Here is a 20,439-nt window from a genome sequence, read left to right as displayed (position 1 = left end):
CGCCTACCCCCGAGCGCCGCCGGGGTGCGCGGTGTCGATCCGGTAGCCGACACCGGGCAGCGTGGCGATGAGCCACGGCTCGCCGAGCCGTTTGCGCAGCGCGGAGATGGTGATGCGGACGGCGTTGGTGAAGGGGTCGGCGTTCTCGTCCCAGGCCCGCTCCAGCAGCGCTTCGGCGCTGACGACACCGCCTTCGGCGGCGACGAGGACCTCGAGCACGGCGAACTGCTTGCGGGTGAGCGCGACGTAGCGGCCGTCGCGGAAGACCTCCCGGCGGAAGGGGTCCACCCGCAGGCCGGCGATCTCGCGGACCGGGGGTCGGGCGTGGGCGCGCCTGCGGTCGAGCGCCCTGAGCCGCATGACGAGTTCCCGCAGCTCGAACGGTTTGGTGAGGTAGTCGTCGGCCCCCAGTTCGAACCCGGAGGCCTTGTCGTCGATCCGGTCGGCCGCGGTGAGCATCAGGATCGGGATGCCGCTGCCGGAGGCGACGATCCGCCGGGCGACCTCGTCGCCGGACGGGCCGGGGATGTCGCGGTCGAGGATCGCGAGGTCGTAGGAGTTGACGCCGAGCAGTTCCAGCGCGGTGTCGCCGTCACCCGCGATGTCGGCCGCCATCGCCTCCAGCCGGAGACCGTCACGGACGGCCTCGGCCAGGTACGGCTCGTCCTCCACGATCAACACGCGCATACCCCGGAGCCTAGGGGGTGATCACCCCCGGTGGTGAAGCCTCCGAGTGGCTCCACTTCGGTGGACGCCACTTCACCAAGCGTCACTTCGGCCGAGCCACAACACTTCCACAACACTTCCGCACCGTCGCGGCGGTCATCCTCCTCCCACGACGAGGGAACGGGGAGGACCGATGCTCGTACGACACGCCGCGGCGCTCGCCGCCGTGCTGGCCGTGGCCTGCTGCGCCCCGGCCCCCGACGAGGAACCGACGCCGGTGCTGGTGGCGAGCGCGGACCTGCGCCTGCCGCTGGACGAGTACCTGCTGTCACCCGGTCAACTGCGCGAGCTGGGGCGGGCGCGGGTCGCGATGACGCGCGAGTGCATGCGGGGAGCGGGATTCGACTTCCCCCCGGCCGAAGAGCGGGTCGACGTCGGGCTGACCAGTTGGAACGAGCGCCGGTACGGCATCACCGACGAGGCGTTGGCCGCGGTCGACGGGTACGGGCTGGGAGCGCGCGATCCGGCGGCGCGGCCGTCGACGCCGCGGCCCGAGCCCACGCCGGAGCAGCGGGCGGCGCTGGAGGGCGCGGACGGCTGCATCGAGCGGGTCGAGGCCGGACAGGGCCGGGACGAGCCCTCCGGCGTCGACCGGGAGCTGCCGCTGCGCCTCGCCAACGAGAGCTTCACCCGTTCCCGAGGAGCCCCGCGCGTGCGCGCCGTCGTCGAAGCGTGGTCGGAGTGCGTGCGCGCCAGGGGTTTCGACTCCACCGACCCGCTGGCACTCGCGTCGGACGACCGGTTCGCGGGTCCGGTGACCCCGGCCGAGGTGGCCGCGGCCACGGCGGACGTGGAGTGCAAGAGGTCCACCAACCTCGTCGGCACCTGGTTCGCCGAGGAGCGGTCGATCCAGCGCGACCTGGTCGCGGCGAACCGCGCGGCACTGGCCTCGGTGCGCGAGGCCAACGCGGCGGACGTCGACCGGGCGCGCCGGGCGCTCGGCCCCTGAGACAGCACGGCCACACGCGCCGTGCGAGAGAAAGGAACACCAAGATGCGGAACATCCTCTCCCGACTGGGATTGCTGCTGGGCGCAGGCGCGCTGGCGGTGGTCGGCTTCACGGGCACGGCCTCCGCCGCGCCCGCCGCCTCGACCGCCGACACCATGACGGCACCCGCCGACACGAAGTCGAGTCCGGTCCGCGCCAGATCCGACGTCAAGACGCAGGGCTACTACAACGGCTACTGCGAGTACTACGAGCTGTGCATGTTCCACCTGAACGGGTTCCAGGGCAGTGGGATCGACTTCCCCGCCATTCCGGGATTCCGGGACGGGACCTACCGCGACAACGCGTTCGTGTCCCCCGGCGAGGGGCAGGGGCAGAGTCCCGCGAACAACGCCCGCAGCCTGTTCAACGCCGACCCGTACTACTACGTGCTCGGCTGCATCGACGAGAACCTGCTCGGCATGTGCGCCTACCAGCCGCCGCTCTCCGGCGGTGACCTCTTCCCGGACTACTTCCTGAACCTGGAGTCCCACACCTACTAGCCACGACGAGTCCGGAGGGGCCCGCCGCACCCGCGGCGGGCCCCTCCGCCCGTGTCCACAGTGGACGAATACCGTCCGGTCACCGCGCCAGGCCCGCCAGTTCCGCCCGGACCTGTCGGGAGGCGGTCAGCCCCAGCTCGGTGTAGATCGCGAACGCCCTGTCGTAGTGCGGGCGGGCGGTGTCGTCGGCGGTGGTCCGGGCGAGGCCGAGGTGGGCGCGGGCGACCTGCTCGTGCGACCCGATCCTGGTGGCCACGGTCAGGGCCTCGGCGTGGCTCGCGCGCGCCGCGGCGGTGCTGCCGCACGCGTGCAGCGCCTCGCCGAGCCCGTTGAGCGACCACGCCTCGCCGTCCCGGTCGCCGTACCCGCGGAACAGGTCGAGCGCCTGCCGGTGGTGGGCGGCGGCGTCGCACGGACGGCCGCGCATCGCCTCGGTCCTGCCGAGCCCGTCGACGGCCCACGCCTCGCTGTCCCGGTGGCCGCACAGCGCGAACAGCGCGGCCGCTTCGGCGTGCAGCCCGACGGCGTCGGCCAGCCGCTCCCCGGCCGTGGCCAGCTCGCCGAGCCCGATCTTCACCCACGCCTCGCCGAAGCGGTGCCCGGCCCGCCCGTGCAGCTCCAACGCCTGCCGCAGGTGGCTCCTGGCCGCGTCCTCCAGGCCGAGCCGGGCCTCGATCGTGCCGAGCCGGGTCAACGCGTGCGCGCAGCCGGTCACGTCGTGCACCCGGCGGTACCCGGCCAGCGCGCCGGTGTAGTGGCGGACGGCCGCACCGTGGTGTCCGCTCCGCTCTTCGAGCAGGCCGACGTTGCCGAGCGCCCGCGCCTGGCCGCCGACGTCGCCGATCTCGGTGAACAGCTCGAACGCCGCCCACGTGTCCGCCGCCGCGACCTCCGCCCGGCTGGCCTGGAGGTGCACGCCCCCGAGCGCGGTCAGCGCGGTGGCCTCCGCTGCCCGGTCGCCGGTGTTCCGCGCGGCGACCCTGGCGTGCTCGTGGATCTTCAACGCCAGCGCCTCGGCGTACCCGTCGAGGAAGCGGAACAGCAACGCCGACAAGGAGATGGCGTGTTCCGGCGCGCCGGTCGCCACCGCGTGCGCGGCCAGCACCTCGACGGTGGCCAGTTCGGCGTCCAGCCAGTCGCGGGCGTCGTCGGGGCCGGTGAACTCCGGCACGGGGCTCGCCGCGGGGAGCACGGTGGGGCGGCGGTGGGCTTCACCGGGGTACAGCAGGTCCATCGCCGCGGCGGCGGTCGCCAGGTAGTAGCGGTGGACCCGGTCGAGCGCGGCGTGCTCGTCGTCCCCGCCGCCGGTCTCCGCGGCGTACGCCCTGAGCAGGTCGTGCATGCCGTACCGGTCGACGCCCGCCCGCTGGACCAGGTGCGCGCGGACGAGGACGTCCAGCACGGCCCTGGACTCGTCGAGCGGGCGGTCGGTGAGCGCGGCGAGGACGTGGGCGTCGAACACCGGCGCGGGGTGGCGGCCGAGTGCGGAGAAGGCCCGGACCGCCTCCGCCCCCAGGTGCCGCAGCGACCAGGAGAACACCGTCCGCACGGCGGCCCGTCGATCACCACCGCCGTTGAGCAGGTCCAGGGTCCGCTGGTCCGCGCGCAGCTCGTCGACGAGCCGGGACAGCGGGGAGGCCGGTCGGGACGCGGCGAGTTCGGCCGCGAGGCGGAGCGCCAGCGGTAATCGCACGCAGCGGTCGGCCAGCGCGGCGGCGGACTCCGGGTCGTCGTCGACGCGGGAACCCACGAGGCGGCGCAGCAGCGCGACGGCGGTGGCGCCGGGCAACCGGTCGACCGGGACGCGGTGGGCGCCGTGCAGGGCGACGAGCCCGGCGAGCGAGTCCCGGCTGGTCACCACCACGGCGCACGAGGTGGTGCCCGGCAGCAGCGGGCGGACCTGGTCGACGGTGGCCGCGTTGTCCAGCACGATCAGCATCCGCCTGCCGGAGACCTCGGTGCGGAACCGCGCCGCGCGCTCGGTCGGCCCGAGCGGGATCTCCGCGCCACCGGGCAGCAGCGCGGTCAGGAACGAGGCGAGCGCGTCGGTCGGCGCCACGGGCTGGTCCGGGTCGTACCCGCGCAGGTCGACGTGCAGTTGCCCGTCGGGGAAGCGGTCCCGGACCCGGTGGCCCCAGTGCACCGCCGTGGCCGTCTTGCCAGCCCCGGCGGTGCCGGTGAGGCACACGACCACGGGTTCCCGGCCCACGCGGGCGGTGACGCGGTCCAGCTCCGCCAGCTCCTCGCCCCGCCCGGTGAACGCGGTGACGTCGGCGGGCAACTGCGCGGGTGCCGACGTCACGGCCCGCGACGGTAGGTCGTTGCGCAGCACGGCCTGGTGGACGGCGGCGAGTTCGGGCCCCGGATCGGCGCCCAGTTCCTCCCGCAGCGCCCGGCGGACCCGCTCGTAGCGGGCGAGCGCGTCGGCCGCCCGCCCCACGGCGTAGAGCGCGCGCATCAGCGTCGCGGCCGTGCTCTCCTGCAACGGGTGTTCGTCGGCGAGTTCGGTCAACCTGGTGATCGTCACGGCCGCGTCGCCGGCGCGGATCTCGGCGTCCGCCCACGCCACGACGCAGGCCGTGCGCTCCTGGCCCAGCGCGTGGCGGGTGCGTTCGGCCCAGTCGCCGCGCAGGCCCGCGAGCGGTTCGCCGTGCCAGAGGTCGAGCGCCGCGCGCAGGGCGGCGCGGTCCGCGGACCCGCCGCGCTGGAGGTCGCGGAAGCGGAACAGGTCGACTTGGTCGGCCCGGACGTCGAGCCGGTACCCGCCCGCGTCCCGCACCAGCGCGGCACCACCCGGTTCGGCCTGGTCGAGCACGCGCCGGACACGGGTGAGGTGGGCCTGGAGGGAACGACGCACCTGCTTGGGCGTCGCCTCCCCCCAGACCCGGTCCACCAGCGCGTCGACACCGACGGTGCGCCCGGCTTCGAGCAGCAGCACCGCCAACACCGCCTGCTGGCGCGGTTCACCGACCGCCAGCACCCGCCCGCCGGCACACAGCCGCACAGGCCCCAAGATCCGAAACTCCACGCCGGACCCCCAGATGGTCGTCGCGCGTGCTCGCTCGTCCGCCGAGCCAGGAATGGTAGGAGCCGAATCCCGTCGCGACGACACCTTTTCCGCACACACCTTCGGACCCACCCGGTCCGCACCGCCGGAGGTGCCGGGTTCGTCGTCAGGGCTGGACGTTCTCCAGGTCCTCCAGGAGGCCGGGGTGTTTCGGGGTCCAGGCGAGTTCCTGCCGGGTTCGGGTGCTGGACGAGGGCTGGTCGGCGGCGAAGATCGGGCCCAGCGGGCCGAAGCTGTCGGCGGGCACCGACTCGACCGGCAGGCCCAGGCGTCGGCCGATGACCGTCGCGATGGCGCGCACCTCGTCCCCCTCGTCGGCCACGGCGTGCCACGAGGTGCCGGGGGCCGCGTGCTCCAGCGCCAGCCGGAAGAGGACGGCCGCGTCGAGGGCGTGCACGGCGGGCCAGCGCTGCGCGCCGTCGCCGGGGTAGCCGGACACGCCCGTGCGGCGGGCGATGCCGGTCAGCAGGCCGGCGAACCCGCCCGCGCCCTGGTTGTGGACCGTGCGGGGCAGGCGCACGGCGGTGCTCCGGACGCCGCGCGAGGCGAGGTCCAGCACGGCCGCGACCGCGCGACCGCGACCGCCGACCGGTCCGTCGGTCGACACCGGGTCGGCCTCGGTGGAGGCGCGGCCCGGCACCAGGGGCGTGCCGGAGACGGTGACGAGCGGGCGGTCGCTGCCCAGGAGTTCCTCGCCCAGCGCCGCGAGGGCGGCGCTCTCCTCGGCGATGGCCTTCGCCAGGGCTTCGGGGCTGCTGAAGTCGTTGGCGAACGCCAGGTGGACCACCCCGTCGGCCTGCGCGGCGCCCGCGCGGACGACGTCCAGGTCGGCGAGGGCGCCCCGGAGCGGCTCGGCGCCCGACGCCTCGGCGGCCAGCGCGGACGCGTCGGAGCGGGTGAGTGCGAGGACGGTGTGGCCGTGGTCGAGCAGTTCGGCGACGACGGTGGACCCGATCAGGCCGGTGGCACCGGTGACGAAAACGCGCATGGAACTCTCCCGCAAGTGATGGGACTCTTGTCCCGTCACTGTAGCAGTGTGATGGGACAAAGGTCCCGTCGCCTATGATGGACCCATGGGTCGATGGGAACCGGGAGCGCGCGAACGCCTGGTCGTGGCGGCCGTCGACCTGTTCACCGAACAGGGGTACGACGCCACGACGGTCGCGCAGATCGCCGAGCGCGCGGGCGTCACCAAGAGCACGTTCTTCCGGCACTTCCCGGACAAGCGCGAACTGCTGGTGGCCGGGCAGGAGGCGCTGTGCCTGCTCCTGACCGAGGGGATCGCCGAAGCGCCGGACGACGCCGGTCCGCTGGCGGCGGTGGGGGCGGGCCTCGAACGCGCCTCGACCGCGATGGGTCCCCTGAGCCGCGAACTCGCCCCCCGACTGAAGGCGGCCGTCGCCGCCAGCGCCGAACTCCAGGAGCGCGACGCCCTCAAGAGCGTGAGCCTCGCGGCGGCCATGACCGCCGCGCTGGTCGCCCGCGGCGTGCCCGACCCGACCGCGGCCCTCGCGAGCGAGATGGGGGTCCTCGCGTTCAAGCGCGGGTACGCCGAGTGGTCCGAGGGCGACGCGGAGGACGACCTGGCCCGGTACGCGCTGGCGGCACTCGACGAGCTGCGGGTGGCGAGCGCGTCACTGGGCTGACCACACCGGACACCAGGATCGGGACAACGGATGATCATCGAGGACGTGTCGTTCCCCGCCGGGCGGCACTGCGAGACCACCACGCTCGGCGCGCTGCTGCGCCACGAGGGCCTCACGCTGTCCGAGCCCATGCTGTTCGGTCTCGGCGAAGGCCTGGGATTCGTCTACTGGGACGCCAAGAACCTGGACTTCCCGTTCCTCGGCGGTCGCACCAAACCGACCACGATCACCCGGACCGCCGCCAGCCGGCTGGGACTGGCGCTGCGCGTCCAGGAGACCTCGTCGCCCCGCAGGGCGTGGCAGAACGTCGTCTCCGCCCTCGACGCGGGCCGTCCGGTCGGCCTGCAACTGGACTCGTACCACCTCGACCACTTCACCACGAAGGTCCACTTCGGCGGCCACTTCGTCGCGATCCGCGGCTACGACGACACCCACGCCCACCTGATCGACACCGCCCAGCAGGGCGGCCAGGTGACCACCACGCTGGCGAGCCTGGAACGCGCCCGGAGCGAACGCGGACCGATGACCGCCCGCAACCTCTCCTACACCGTCGCCCGCCTCCCCGGTGAGCCCGACCTCGCCGCCGCCGTCCGCACGGCCGTCCGGAACAACGCGCGCGCCTTCCTCGACCCGCCCATCGCCAACCTCGGCCACCGCGGCGTCGACAAGGCGGCCCGGCAGGTCACGCGGTGGCTCGACCGCTCGGACGACCCCGCCCACGACCTGCCGCTGGCCGCGACGCTGATGGAACGCGGCGGTACCGGCGGAAGCCTCTTCCGCGCCCTCTACCGCGACTTCCTCGCCGAGTGCGCGACGATCGTCGACGACGACGCCATCCACGTCGCCCACCAGCGGTACGCCGAGATCGCCCCGCTCTGGACCGAGGTCGCCCGGCACATCACGACCGCCGGGGAGACCGGCGACCAGGACCACCTGGACCAGGCCTCGGCGATCCTCACCGACCTCGCCGACCGGGAACGCCGCGCGATGCGGGCCCTGGCGGGCTGACCGCCGCGACGAGGGCCCGGCGTCGCGGTTCTCGGCGTGGTGCCAGGCGGGTCACCACCCGTCCGGCCGGGTGCGGGACCGAAGTGTTCTGCCGCGGTTCGGTCGGTTCTCCGCTTGATCGCTGCCAGACTCGGGCGCCGTCAACGATCTTCGGCAGAAATGGGGATTCCTGTGTTACAGCAACACCTGAGACGTCTGGTCGCCGCGGTCGCGCTCGGGACCGCGTTGGTGTCGGTCCCGACGGGCCAGGCCGGTGCCGCGGCCTGCACGTGGCAGAAGACCCTGTGGGACCTGCCTGCCGGCGCCGCGCTCGGCGAGGTCGTGGGCTACGACGGGAGTCGGTACGCGGTGGGCGTCACCGGGCCGAAGTCGGTCTTGGGCACGCTGTACAACCGCAGGGGGACGCTGTGGGACGACGGGAAGGTCGTGCTGCGGGTCGAGGGTGAGATCCCGCACCTCCGCGACGTGAACGCCGCCGGGCTCGTGGTCGGCGACACCGTCGTCAACGACCGGTTCGTGGCCGTCACGATCGGGCACGACGGCCGGACCACCGCGCTGCCCGCCAACCCCGCGTGGACCGGGTACTCGGCCTGGGAGGTCAACAACGCCGGTGACGTCGTCGGGTGGGCCACGAAGGACTCGAAGACCATCCTGGTCGTGTGGCCGGCGAACGCGCCCGGCACGTACCGCGAGGTGCCCACGCCGACGTTCTACGCCAACACGATCGTCGACCTCGACGAGCAGGGCCGGGTCGTCGTCCAGACCGGCCCCGGCGGCGGCTACGTGGTGACCGCCGGTCAGTGGCACCAGCTCGCGGCCGGGAGCCCGGACGGCTCCGGCACGCCGTACGCCATCCGGGACGGTCGGGTCGTCGGTGGCGTCAACGACGCGAGCTACGCCGCGGCCGAGTGGGACGCGCAGGGCTCGCTGGTCCGCACCATCCACGACGGCGCCGTCCTGGTGCGCTCCGTCGGCGGTGCCGGAACGCTCGCGGGCTACGCCTTCGTGGGCTCGGTGCAGCGCGTGGTGCTCTGGCGCGGCGGCGTGGTCGTGGCCCAGCCCATCCCGGCGGCCTTCGCCCTGACCGGGCTCAGCGACGACGAGCGCACGATCGTCGGGGCCGAGGCGAAGCGCCCGGCGCACTACCGCTGCTCGTGAGGCCGACCGGGGCGGGGGAATAGACGCGGCGCGGCGGCCGTTGGATCATGGCATGTCGGACGAAACCGTGGCACTCAGCCCCACCTCGTGGGTGCAGGACCAGACGAAGAAGATCCTGGAGACGGGGACCACCGAGGGGATCAAGGTCCTCGGGGCGCCGATCGTGCTGTTGACGTTGCGCGGGGCGAAGACCGGCGCGCTGCGCTACACCCCGGTGATGCGCGTGGAGCACGAGGGCCGGTACGCGGTCGTGGCGTCCAAGGGCGGTGCCGCCGAGCACCCGACGTGGTACCACAACATCAAGGCGCACCCCGAGTTCGCGTTGCAGGACAAGACCGTGAAGAAGACCTACGCCGCGCGCGAGGTCGAGGGGGAGGAGCGGGCCGAGTGGTGGGAACGCGCCGTGGCGGCGTTCCCGTCCTACGCCGGCTACCAGACGAAGACCGAACGCCAGATCCCGGTGTTCGTGCTGGAGCCCCAGGACAACGCGTGACGGTCGTCCTCGGGGGACGTCCCCGGTGAGCCGTGGACGGGCGCCCGCCGCCGGGACCCCGGTGATCACGAAGGCATACTGTGCGCATGTCGCACAGTGATCTCGGGCTGTTGCACGAACTGCGCGCCCTGTCCCTCATGCTCGAGGAGCGGAACGTGACGCGGGCCGCCTCCCGGTTCCACCTGAGCCAGTCGTCGATGAGCCGGACGTTGCAGCGGCTGCGCGCGCTGTTCGGTGACGAGCTGCTGGTCCGGTCCGGCGGCGACTACGAGCTGACGCCCCGCGCGCGGGAGGTGCAGCACGAGCTGGCCCTCCTCCTGCCTCGCCTGGAGGGCCTCCTGGCGGGCGAGGGCTTCGACCCCTCCACGGCGACCGGGACCGTGCGGATCATCGGCACCGACTACACCACCGCGACGCTGGGACCGCACCTGCTGCCCCGGCTGTTCCTGGCCGCGCCCGAGCTGGAGGTGTGCGTCCTGCCGAGGGACGACGACACGTTCGCGGACCTGGAACGGGGCCGGGCCGACCTCGCGCTGTCCGTGCTCCGCCCGGCCGACCCGCTGCGGTGGGAGCGGCTGTTCACCGACGACGTGGTCTGCGTGGTGGACCGCGACCACCCCGTGCGGGACCGCTTCTCCCTGGCCGACTACACCGGTGCCCGCCACGTGGTCGTCACGCTGATCCAGCGGGAGCAGCCGATGATCGAGCGCCGGTTGCAGGAACTCGGCCGCAGCCGCCGGGCCGCCGTGCGGGTCGCGGACTTCGGGTCGGCCTTCCCCGCGCTGCCCGGCACGCCCCTCGTGGCGACGATCCCGCGCAGGCTGGCCGAACAGCGCGCGGAGGTCGACCCGCGGCTGCGGCTGGTCGAGGCCCCGGAGGAGTTCGACGCCTTCCCCTACGGGATGGTGTGGCACGCGCGGCTGGAGTCCGACCCGATGAACTCCTGGCTGCGCGGTGTGGTCCGCGCCGCGGCGGTCGAGATGACCTCGGTCGGGTGACGGCCTTCCTCAGAGCAGCTTGTCGAGCGTGATCGGCAGGTCGTGGACGCGGGTCCCGGTCGCGTCGAACACGGCGTTGCCGATCGCCGCGGCGACCGAGACCAGGCCGATCTCGCCCAACCCGCGCGCGCCGAACTCGCTGATGTGCGGGTCCGGGTGGTCGAGCCAGTGCACGTCGATCTCCGGGGTGTCGGCGTGGACCGGGACGAGGTAGTCCGCCATGGTCGCCGCCGCGAACCTCCCGTCCGGCTCGATCGGGTCCGCCTCCAGCAGCGCGTGCCCGACGCCCCAGATGATCGAGCCCCTGAGCTGGCTGCGGGCCGCCTTCGCGTTGACGACGCGGCCGACGTCGAACACCGACGTGAAGCGGGCGACCCGCGGCTCACCGGTCAGCCGGTGCACCCGCACCTCGCAGAAGTGGGCGCCGAAGCAGTGGAACCGGTACGGGGACGTGGTGTTCGGGTCCGTGGCCCCGACCGCCTCGACGAGCGGCACGCCCATGGCGTGGAGCAGGGTGCGGAAGTCGACCGACCTGCCGCGCGCCTCGACCCGGCCGCGCCGGTAGCGCACGGCCGCGGGGTCGAGACCGGCGAACGGGGAGCGCGGGTTCTCCACGGCCGCCCGGACGAGCGCTTCGACGGCCGCCCGGCACGCGGCCTGCACCGCGGGCACCGTGCTGGTGGTGACGCTCGACCCGTACGCCCCGACACCGCCGGGCGGGAGGGCGGAGTCGCCGACCTCCGCGTCCACGGAGCCGACCGGCACACCCAGCTCGTCCGCCCCGACCACCGCCAGCACGGTGAAGGAGCCGGTGCCGAGGTCGGAGGTGGCCGACGACACGGTGACCCGGCCGTCGTCGCCGAACCGCACCCGCGCCGTGGCGGACTGGCGCCACGCCGGGTAGATGGCGCTCGCCATGCCCGTGCCGACCAGCCAGTCGCCGTCGGTCCGGGACCGGGGACGCGCGCGGCGCCCGCTCCAGCCGAACCGCTCGGCCCCGACCCGGTAGCACTCCTCCAGGTGCTTGCTGGAGAAGGGACGGCCCTCCACCGGGTCCTCCGTCGCGTGGTTGCGCAGCCGCAGCTCCACCGGGTCGACCCCGGTGCGCACGGACAGCTCGTCCATCGCGGTCTCCAGCGCGAACATGCCGGGCGCCTCGGCCGGTGCCCGCATCGACCAGGTCGGCGGGGTGTCCAACGTGACCAGGCGCTGGTCGATCCGGATGTTCGGCGTGCGGTACATGACGGCCGACGTGTCGCGGCCGGGCATCATCTGCCAGCCGCCCGCCGCGGGCAGCTCCCCGTCGCTCTCGTGGCTGAGCGCGAGGAGCCTGCCGTCGGTGTCGGCGCCGAGCCGGATCGTCTGCCGGACGGCTCCCCGGTGGCCGATGGCGGTGAACACCTGTTCGCGGCTCAGCACCACCTTCACCGGACGTCCGAGCGCGCGGGCCGCCGCGGCGCAGAGCAGGGCCTCGTTCCACACCGGGGAGCGCTGGCCGAAACCGCCGCCGGTGTAGCGGCAGAGCACCCGGACCTTGGCGGGGTCGACGCCGAGGCGGGCGGCGATCGTGGCGGCGGCCCGCTGCGGCGCCTGCGCCCCGGTGTAGACGGTGAGGTGGTCGTCCACCCAGACCGCGGTCGTGGCGTGGGGTTCCATCGCGATGTGGTGCTGGGCGTGCTGGGAGACCGAGGTGGTGACGGTGACCGGGCTCGCCGCCAGCGCGGCGTCGATGGACGGCACGCCGTCGGCCAGCTTCTGCACGACGCCCTGCGCGACGCCGGGGCTCCCGTCGGCCAGCGAGGTCCGCGACGGCGTGACCGCGTAGTCGGCGGAGACCAGCGCGGCCGCGTCCCTGGCGCGTTCGGGGGTGTCGGCCACGACCAGGCCGATGACCTGGCCGCGGAACCGGACCGCCGTGTCCTGCAACGCGCTGTAGTTCTCCCCGCTCTGCTGGGGGCTCGGCGGGTTCAACGGGAGTGGGCGGAACGGCGTGAAGACGGCCACGACGCCCGGTGCGGCCTCGGCGCGGGACACGTCCACGCGGCGGACCGAGCCCCGGCCGACGGTGGCCTGGACGAGGTGGGCGTGCAGGAGGCCTTCCGGCTGGTGGTCGGCGGCGTACCGCGCCCCGCCCGCGGCCTTCAGCGGGCCGTCGACGCGATCGGTCTCGCGTCCGATGCGTCCGATGGGGGAGGTGGTCATCGGGTCTGCTCCAGTTCCAGCAGCGCGCGGACCAGCGTGCGCTTCATCAGTTCGGGCTTGTAGGCGTTGTGCCGCAACGGTCGGGTCCCCTCCACGGCGGTGGCCGCCGCCGCCACGTACGTCTCCTCCGTCGCCCGGCGGCCGACCAGCGCCCGCTCGACCGCCGTCAGCCGCCACGGCCTGGTGCCCATGCCGCCGACCGCCACGCGCGCCTCGACGATGGTGTCGCCGTCGAGCCGGACCGCCACCGCCGCCGACGAGAGCGCGAACTCGAACGACCGCCGGTCGCGGATCTTCACGTAGGTCGAGCGCCTGGCCCAGGGGAGGGCGGGGACGACGACCTCGGTGACCAGTTCGCCGGGCCGCAGGTCGTGCTCCAGGTGCGGGGTGTCGCCCGGCAGCAGGTAGAAGTCGCGCAGGTCGACGGTGCGCGCGCCCTCCCGGCCTTGCAGCCGCACCTTCGCGTCGAGCGCGACCAGCGCCACGGCGAGGTCGCTGGGGTGGGTGGCCGCGCACGAGCCGCTGGCGCCCAGCACGGCGTGCGTCCGGTTCTCACCCCCGATCGCCGGGCACCCGCTGCCCGGCAGCCGCTTGTTGCAGGGCGTGCTCACGTCGCGGAAGTAGCCGCACCGCGTGCGCTGCAACAGGTTCCCGCCGATGCTGGCCATGGTGCGGAGCTGACCGGAGGCGCTCAGGTCGAGTGCCTGGCCGAGCACCGGGTAGGCGCGGCGGACGCGGGGGTCGGCCGCCACGTCGCTCATCCGTTCCAGCGCCCCGATCCGCAGGCCGCCGCCCGTCGTGTCGAGCCCGCGCAGCGGGAGCCGGTTGATGTCGAGGACCCGGTCGGGCGTCATGACCTCGAGCTTCATCAGGTCCACCAGCGTGGTCCCGCCCGCGAGGAAGGCGGAGCCGGAACCGGCGCGCCGCACGGCGTCGGTGACGGTGCCGGGGCGCTCGAACGCGTACGAGCGCATCAGCGCATCTCCGTCCGCGCCTGGCGGATCGCGGCCAGGATGCCGGGGTACGCGCTGCACCGGCAGATGTTGCCGGACATCTGCTCGCGGATCTCGTCGTCCGTGCGGGCCCGCCCCTCGGCGATGACCGCGGCGGCGGACATGATCTGACCGGGGGTGCAGAACCCGCACTGGAGGCCGTCCTGGTCGACGAACGCCCGCTGGAGCGGGTGCGGGCGGTCGCCGTCGGCGAGGCCCTCGATCGTCGTCACGGACGCGCCGTCCAGCGTGGCCAGCAGCGTCAGGCAGGAGACGACCCTCCGCCCGTCGACGTGCACCGTGCACGCGCCGCACTGGCCGCGGTCGCAGCCCTTCTTGGTACCGGTCAACCCCAGCCGCTCCCGCACCGCGTCCAGCAGGGTCACGCGCGGGTCGGCGGTCAGCGAGGTGGCCGTCCCGTTGACGGTCATCCGCACGGTGACCTCTCCGGTGTCGGGTTGCGCCGCGGCGCTCCCGCCGCCCAACGGGACGGTGGCGGCCGCCGCGGCCGTGCCCACCATGCCGAGCAGGCCGCGTCTGGTGATGCCTTCGTGCTGCGTCATGCGGTCCAGCGTTCACGGCGGTCGGGGCCACCGCCAACGCGAGTTGCGGGTCACCGCCATGCGTCCGGCGCATGGCGGTGACCCGCGACGCGGTCGGAGGTCCACTGAGGACCGGACGTCGTGGTGGCGGCCGCTCACCGCGTTCCGTTGTCCTCAAAGGACTTCGGCACGCGGGGCAGGGTGAGGGTGAACACGGCGCCACCCTCGTTGTGGACCGACAGGCCGGCTCCGTGGGCCCGCGCGTTCTCGCGGGCGATGGCGAGGCCCAGTCCGCTCCCGCCGGTCGCGGCACGGGAGCGGTCGCCGCGGACGAAGCGGTCGAAGAGGATCGGGACCAGGTCCTCCGGCACACCGGGGCCGGAGTCGGCGACGCGGACCACCACCCCGTCGGGCCCCGTACCGTCGATCGCGACCGTGACGGGATCCGCGCCGTGCTGCCCGGCGTTGGCGAGCAGGTTGCGGGCGATCGCGTACAGCCTGCGGGGATCCGCGACCACCAGCGGATCACCGGTGGTGCGCGGCTCGACCGGGACGCCGGTCACCGCGACGGCGTCCAGGAACAGGGTGTGCAGGTCGACCGGCTCCGGGCGGAGGTCGGCCGCGCCCGCGTCGAACCGGGAGATCTCCAGCAGGTCCTCGACGAGCTTCGCGAGCCTGCGGGACTGGGTGCCCATCAGGTGGGCGGCACGGGAGCGGGCCTCGGGATCGGTGTCGGCGAGGCTGTCCGCGACCGCGACCATCGACGCCACGGGGGTGCGCAGGTCGTGGGTGACGTCGGCGATGAACCGGCGCTGCTGGAGGTCCTTCGCCGTCAGCTCCTCGATGGACCTGCCGAGCCGCCCCGCCATGACGTTGAACGAGCGGGCGAGGTCCGCCAGCTCGTCCCGGCCGCGGACCGGGAGGCGGACGTCCAGTTCCCCCTGCCCCAGTCGGCCCGCCGCGGCGGTGACGCGGCGCACCGGGCGTTGGACCGCGTGCGCGGCCAGCAGGGCGGCGAGGACGCCGACGGCCGCGACGACCAGGGCGATGAGCACGAGTTTGCGCTGGAGGGACGCCAGCTCCATCCGCACCGACGCCAAGTCGTAGACCTCGACGAGCACGAGGTCGTCGCCCAGCGGCGCGGCGAGCGCCAGCACCGACACCTGGTCCGTCACCACCGTGGCGTGGTTGAGGGCGCCGCGGTGCCCGTTGTCGACGAGATCGGCGGGCAGGTCGGTCATCCGCGACAGGGGACCGGGCTCCGCCGCCCTCGTGTTGGTCCGCGCCGCGCTGCTCACCGGGTAGGAGCCGCGCACCGGGGGCGCGACCTCGGACCGGAAGTCGAACACCGCCCAGTCGACGCCGTGCCTGCCCCACAGGTAGTCGGTGGTCGCCCTCAGGACCTGGTCGCTCGACTCGACCCGCGTCGCGACCGCGCGGGCCTGGTCGGCGTCGGACCGGAAGTCGGCCAGCGCCGCGGCGAGGAAGCGCCCCTCGGTGGAGTTGGCTTGCAGCCGGTAGGCGGCCACGGCCGTCACCGTCGCCGTCGCGGTGGTGATGAGCACGATGACCAGCGTGATCCTGGTGCGCAGCCCCAGGTGCGGCCTCACACGGGCACCAGGCGGTAGCCGAAGCCGCGCACGGTCAGCAGCAGCGCCGGGGCGACCGGGTCGTCCTCGACCTTCGCGCGCAGCCTGGCCATCGTGGCGTCGACGATCCGCGAGTCGCCGACGTACCCGTAGTCCCACACCCGCTTGAGCAGCACCTGCCTGCTCAGCACCTGGCCGGGGTGCCGGGCGAACTCGATGAGCAGCCTCAGCTCGGTGGCCGTGAGGCGCAGGTCGACGCCGTTCTTCGTCACCAGCATCGCTGACGGGTCGACGGTCAGCGCGCCGAACCGCAGCACGGGTTCCGGCGCGGTCGCCCCGGCCGTCGCCCGGCGCAGGACGGCCTTCATCCGCGCGTCGAGCACCCGCGGCTCGGCGGGCTTGACGACGTAGTCGTCCGCGCCGCCCTCCAGACCGACGACCACGTCGACGGGGTCGCCGCGCGCCGTCAGCATGAGCACCGGCACCAGGCTCTTGGCCCGGATGCGGCGGCAGACCTCGAAGCCGTCCAGGTCGGGCAGCATCACGTCGAGCAGCACCACCTCGACCGCCGAACCGGGGCCGAACAGCGCGGCCAGGCCCTGCGCGCCGGTGCGGGCCACCTCGACCCGGTGTCCCAGCCCGCCGAGCCCCAGCGCCAGTGCCTCGGCGAGCGCCTCGTCATCCTCGACCAGGAGAACTCGTGGCATGGCAGCACCCTAGCGCCAAGGTGATCTTGTCGAGGAAAGCGTGCGCAACAGTCACGGAACCCGAACACTCCGCGGCCATGGTCGTGGTCATGAGACGACTGAAACGACCACCGGGCCCGGTTCTGCTCGCGGCGGTGCTCACGTTCGCCCTGGTGGCCCCACCCGGCGGCGCTCCGGCGCAGGCCGCGCCCGCGGGGGACCCGGTGTCGACACCGGAGAGCCGGGTCACGCTGATCACGGGCGACCGGGTCACCTCGTCGACCATCGACGGGCGGACCTCCGTGCGCGTGGAACCGGCCGCGCGCGACCGGACCGCGTCCTTCCGCGAGTTCACCCGCGACGGCGACACCTACGTCGTCCCGGCGGACGCCGCGGGCGCGGTCAGCTCCGGCCTGCTGGACCTCGAACTGTTCAACGTCACCGGCCTGCTCCGGCAGGGCTACGACGACGCGCACACCCCGACGCTGCCGCTGCTCGTGCAGCAGGACGCCGCGGCACGGGTCGCGACGCCGTCCGGCGGCACCGTCCGGCGGGAGCTGCCGGACGTCGGCATGACGGCGCTCGACGCGACCAAGGCCGACGTGGCCCGGTTCTGGGGCGACCTGGCCACCGGGGAGCGGGCGCGGGCCGCGGGTGCCGTGCGGAAGGTGTGGCTGAACGGCCGCGTGCGGGCGAACCTGGACCAGAGCGTGCCGCGGATCGGCGCGCCGACGGCGTGGGCCGCCGGGCTGACCGGGCGCGGCGTGCGCGTCGCGGTGCTGGACACGGGCATCGACACCGACCACCCCGACCTGGTCGGGAAGGTCGAGCAGAGCCAGGACTTCTCCGGCAAGGGGACCGTCGAGGACGGCCACGGGCACGGCACCCACGTGGCGTCCGCGGTCGTCGGCTCCGGCGCCGCGTCGGGCGGCCGGAACAGGGGAGTGGCCCCGGACGCCGGGCTCGCCGTCGGCAAGGTGCTCGACGACTACGGCAGCGGCAGCTTCGACGCCATCATCGCGGGCATGACCTGGGCGGCGGCCGAGACGGGCGCGAAGGTCGTCAACATGAGCCTCGGCGACGGTCGCCCGAGCGATGGCACGGACCCGATCTCCGCGGCGGTCAACACCCTGACCCGCGACCACGGCACCCTTTTCGTGGTCGCCGCGGGCAACTCCGGGGCCGACGGGTCGGTCAGTTCCCCCGCGGCCGCCGACGCTGCGCTCGCGGTCGGCAGCGTGTCCAAGCAGGACGTGCCGAGCCCGTTCTCCAGCAGGGGACCCCGCGACGGCGACGGCGCGGTCAAACCGGAGATCGCGGCGCCCGGCGAGGACGTCGTGGCCGCGATGCCGTCCGGCGTCCCACCGCTCGGCGAGCCGGTCGGGGACGCCTACCAGCGGCTGTCCGGCACGTCGATGGCGGCGCCGCACGTGGCGGGCTCGGCGGCGATCCTCGCGCAGCAGCACCCGGACTGGACCTCGGGTCGGCTGAAGGACGCGCTGGTGAGCAGCGCGGTCGAGGTCGCGGGCACCGGACCGTTCGGGGTGGGCGCGGGCCGGGTGGACGTCGCCCGTGCCACGGCAACGCCCGTCGTCGCGACGGGTGCCGTCTCGGCCTTCCTCCCGTGGCCCAACCGGGGCGCACAGGAGAAGCGGACCGCGACGTGGCACAACTCCGGCGCGGCGCCGGTCACCCTCGCCCTGCGCGCGGACCTGCCGGGCGCTCCGGACGGGCTGGTCGCGCTGTCGGCGTCGAGCGTCACCGTGCCCGCGGGCGGCGACGCGTCGGTCGAGCTGACCGTCACGGCCAAGGACCGGCCGGGCACGTTTCCCGGTGTCCTCACCGCCACCAGCGGCTCGGTCACGACCCGGACCGCGCTGTCCGTGCGGCAGCAGGAGGAGATGTACCACCTCTCCGTGACGGCGACCGACCGGAACGGGGACCCGGTCCCGGCGGACGTCGCACGGGTCACGGCCCAGAACCTGGACACCGGCCGCTTCACGAGCGTCGGTGCGGAGCCGGTTCGACTGCCGAAGGGCCGGTACGTCGTGGACGGGCTCATCCAGACGCCGCGGCCGGGCCAGGAGCCGTCGTCCACCCTCATCAGCCATCCCGAACTGGTGCTCGACCACGACGTCACCCAGGTGCTGGACGCCCGTGACGGCAAGCGGTTCTCCGCCGAACCGGACAACGCGGCGGCACGCGGTGGCTCCCACGAGGTCGGGAGCCACCGGAAGGTCACCGCGTGCGACTGCACGTGGTCCCACACGCTGTCCGTCGACCCCCGGTTGGAGGAGGTGTACGGGGGGACCGTGCCCGGCACCGGTTCGGACGGCTACGCCATGGCGCAGGTGCGCCGGGCGACCGAGCCGGTCCTGGAACTCGCCGCCGACGACGGGCGGCGCTTCGACGTGAAGGCCAATTGGCTCGACCGAGCCGGTCCGGCCGAGAGCCTGGCGCTGCCCGTGGCCCACGGCGGCGCGGGCACGCCGGAGGACCTGGCCCGGATCGACGCCAACGGCAGGCTGGTGGTGCTGGAGTTGCCCGCCAACACGGGTTTCGACGAGTTGGGCAGGCGCGTCGCCGCCGTCAAGGCCGCGGGCGGCAGGCTGGTGCTGCTGGTCTTCTCCACCAGTGGCCTGGTCCAGCTCCGTTCCGCACTGCCGGAACCGTTCGCGCTGCCGACCATGTACAGCATGTACAGCGTGACCGGGACGCGGTTCACCGCGTACGCCAGGACGGCGGGCGCCACGGCGACCTACGCGAGCAACCCGCTGCCGGAGCACCGCTACGAACTGGTCTACGGGGTGGAGAAGCAGGTCACGGCGGACCAGGTGCACCGACCGAGGACCAGCGACCTCGTGGAGGTGACCACGGCGTACCACGACAACGCCGCGGGGGAGGTCAGGTACAACGCCGCGCGGGAGTTCTTCGGTCGCTGGGTGGGTTTCGGCCTGACCCAGCCCGCGGCCGCCCAGCAGGAGCGGAAGGAGTACTTCACGCCGGGCAGGTGGCAGCTCATGTGGAGTTCGGCCTGGCGGGGCCTGCTGACCGACACGCGGGAGCTCACGGTGGGCGGACAGCACCGGATCGCCTGGAACAAGGCGGTGGCGAGCCCCTCGCTGCGCGGTCTCACCCAGACCTACGTCAGCGAACCGCCGCGGCCGTGGGCGTGGCGCAAGGACGACGTGTTCGACCTGTCGCTGCCGATGCACGGCGACGCGGTGGGCAGGCCGCGCAAGCTCGACGTCTTCCCGGAGATGGGCATGAGCGGATCGATCAGCCTGTACCGGGGCGGCACGCTCGTGGCGACGGTGCCGGAACCGGACCGGGCGACCATCCCGGTGCCCGCGCAGGACGACGCGTACCGCCTGGTCGTGGAGAACCACGTCGCGTCCGACCGCTGGCCGCTGTCGACGACGGTCTCTGCGGAGTGGACGTTCCGCTCGTCGTCGGCCGCCGACGCGAAGGCGTTGCCGTTGTTGACGACCCGGTTCGACCCGGCGGTGGACCTGCGCAACCGGGCTCCCGCCGGGAGGCTGTTCTCCTTCCCCGTCCACGTCGAACGCCATGATGGCGCGGTGCCGGGCGTCCGGCCCGCCGTCGAGGTGTCCTACGACGACGGTCGGACCTGGGAGCAGGCGGGCGTGCGGGCCGCCGGTGACCACTGGACCGCCACCGTGCGGCACCCCGGCAGCGGCTACGCGTCCCTGCGCGCCACCGCGACCGCCGCCGACGGCACCTCGGTGCGGCAGACGGTCCTGCGGGCGTACCAGGTAGGCGGCTGAACCGGTGGTGGGGACGTCCGCGGACGTCCCCACCCCGTGGCGACCCGGCGCCGCGC

At 74.0% G+C, this 20,439-nt stretch carries 16 protein-coding genes; 8 read left to right on the top strand and 8 right to left on the bottom strand.

The window, feature by feature from the left end; all coding sequences use genetic code 11:
- Positions 1-3: 3 nt before the first annotated feature.
- Positions 4-687, bottom strand: a complete 684-nt coding sequence (locus NZH93_RS03375) for a response regulator transcription factor (RefSeq protein ID WP_259621381.1) — start codon at positions 685-687, stop codon at positions 4-6.
- Between the two features lie 172 nt (positions 688-859).
- Between NZH93_RS03375 and NZH93_RS03370 the strand changes: the two genes are divergently transcribed.
- Positions 860-1,675 (top strand): hypothetical protein, encoded by an 816-nt coding sequence (locus NZH93_RS03370; protein ID WP_259621380.1) that lies wholly within the window; start codon positions 860-862, stop codon positions 1,673-1,675.
- Positions 1,676-1,719: 44 nt separating this feature from the next.
- Positions 1,720-2,214, top strand: a complete 495-nt coding sequence (locus NZH93_RS03365) for a hypothetical protein (protein WP_259621379.1) — start codon at positions 1,720-1,722, stop codon at positions 2,212-2,214.
- A gap of 79 nt (positions 2,215-2,293) precedes the next feature.
- On the opposite strand, the gene NZH93_RS03360 is transcribed toward NZH93_RS03365, so the two are convergent.
- Entirely contained in the window at positions 2,294-5,218 is a 2,925-nt protein-coding gene (locus NZH93_RS03360; protein WP_259621378.1) for an AfsR/SARP family transcriptional regulator, read from the bottom strand.
- A 169-nt stretch (positions 5,219-5,387) separates the two neighbouring features.
- On the bottom strand, positions 5,388-6,269 hold the full coding sequence (locus NZH93_RS03355) for an SDR family oxidoreductase (protein WP_259621377.1): 882 nt from the start codon (positions 6,267-6,269) through the stop codon (positions 5,388-5,390).
- An 85-nt stretch (positions 6,270-6,354) separates the two neighbouring features.
- Between NZH93_RS03355 and NZH93_RS03350 the strand changes: the two genes are divergently transcribed.
- The 5 genes from NZH93_RS03350 to NZH93_RS03330 all read left to right on the top strand — a co-directional run bounded on the left by NZH93_RS03350 (position 6,355) and on the right by NZH93_RS03330 (position 10,584).
- Positions 6,355-6,927 carry a TetR/AcrR family transcriptional regulator gene (locus NZH93_RS03350; protein ID WP_259621376.1) on the top strand — a complete coding sequence of 191 codons (573 nt, stop codon included), beginning with the start codon at positions 6,355-6,357 and terminating at the stop codon, positions 6,925-6,927.
- Positions 6,928-6,957: 30 nt separating this feature from the next.
- Positions 6,958-7,935 carry a BtrH N-terminal domain-containing protein gene (locus NZH93_RS03345; RefSeq protein WP_259621375.1) on the top strand — a complete coding sequence of 326 codons (978 nt, stop codon included), beginning with the start codon at positions 6,958-6,960 and terminating at the stop codon, positions 7,933-7,935.
- A 171-nt stretch (positions 7,936-8,106) separates the two neighbouring features.
- A complete protein-coding gene (locus tag NZH93_RS03340) occupies positions 8,107-9,093 on the top strand; it encodes a hypothetical protein (RefSeq protein ID WP_259621374.1) in 987 nt (328 codons plus the stop codon).
- Between the two features lie 52 nt (positions 9,094-9,145).
- Positions 9,146-9,586, top strand: a complete 441-nt coding sequence (locus tag NZH93_RS03335; RefSeq protein WP_259621373.1) for a nitroreductase family deazaflavin-dependent oxidoreductase — start codon at positions 9,146-9,148, stop codon at positions 9,584-9,586.
- An 86-nt stretch (positions 9,587-9,672) separates the two neighbouring features.
- The gene (locus NZH93_RS03330; RefSeq protein WP_259621372.1) at positions 9,673-10,584 is read left to right on the top strand and encodes a LysR family transcriptional regulator; all 912 of its coding nucleotides are present in this window, start codon (positions 9,673-9,675) and stop codon (positions 10,582-10,584) included.
- 9 nt (positions 10,585-10,593) lie between these two features.
- Here the strand turns inward: NZH93_RS03330 and NZH93_RS03325 are convergent, their stop codons facing one another.
- The 5 genes from NZH93_RS03325 to NZH93_RS03305 all read right to left on the bottom strand — a co-directional run bounded on the left by NZH93_RS03325 (position 10,594) and on the right by NZH93_RS03305 (position 16,616).
- The gene (locus tag NZH93_RS03325; RefSeq protein WP_259621371.1) at positions 10,594-12,786 is read right to left on the bottom strand and encodes a xanthine dehydrogenase family protein molybdopterin-binding subunit; all 2,193 of its coding nucleotides are present in this window, start codon (positions 12,784-12,786) and stop codon (positions 10,594-10,596) included.
- Positions 12,783-13,760 (bottom strand): FAD binding domain-containing protein, encoded by a 978-nt coding sequence (locus NZH93_RS03320; RefSeq protein ID WP_259621370.1) that lies wholly within the window; start codon positions 13,758-13,760, stop codon positions 12,783-12,785. The genes NZH93_RS03325 and NZH93_RS03320 overlap by 4 nt, the downstream gene beginning before the upstream one ends.
- Positions 13,760-14,209: a (2Fe-2S)-binding protein gene (locus tag NZH93_RS03315; protein ID WP_259621445.1), complete on the bottom strand. Its 450-nt coding sequence runs from the start codon at positions 14,207-14,209 to the stop codon at positions 13,760-13,762. Before NZH93_RS03315 ends, NZH93_RS03320 begins: the two co-directional genes overlap by 1 nt.
- A 266-nt stretch (positions 14,210-14,475) precedes the next feature.
- Positions 14,476-15,930, bottom strand: a complete 1,455-nt coding sequence (locus NZH93_RS03310) for a sensor histidine kinase (RefSeq protein ID WP_259621369.1) — start codon at positions 15,928-15,930, stop codon at positions 14,476-14,478.
- Entirely contained in the window at positions 15,927-16,616 is a 690-nt protein-coding gene (locus tag NZH93_RS03305; RefSeq protein ID WP_259621368.1) for a response regulator transcription factor, read from the bottom strand. The genes NZH93_RS03310 and NZH93_RS03305 overlap by 4 nt, the downstream gene beginning before the upstream one ends.
- Positions 16,617-16,705: 89 nt before the next feature.
- Between NZH93_RS03305 and NZH93_RS03300 the strand changes: the two genes are divergently transcribed.
- Positions 16,706-20,383 carry a S8 family serine peptidase gene (locus NZH93_RS03300; protein ID WP_259621367.1) on the top strand — a complete coding sequence of 1,226 codons (3,678 nt, stop codon included), beginning with the start codon at positions 16,706-16,708 and terminating at the stop codon, positions 20,381-20,383.
- Positions 20,384-20,439: the final 56 nt, after the last annotated feature.

Origin of the sequence: Umezawaea endophytica (genome assembly GCF_025061645.1) — a bacterium.
Lineage (GTDB): Bacteria > Actinomycetota > Actinomycetes > Mycobacteriales > Pseudonocardiaceae > Umezawaea > Umezawaea endophytica.
Note: the sequence above shows the minus strand (reverse complement) of the source record. Positions and strands in the feature narration are given on the sequence as shown.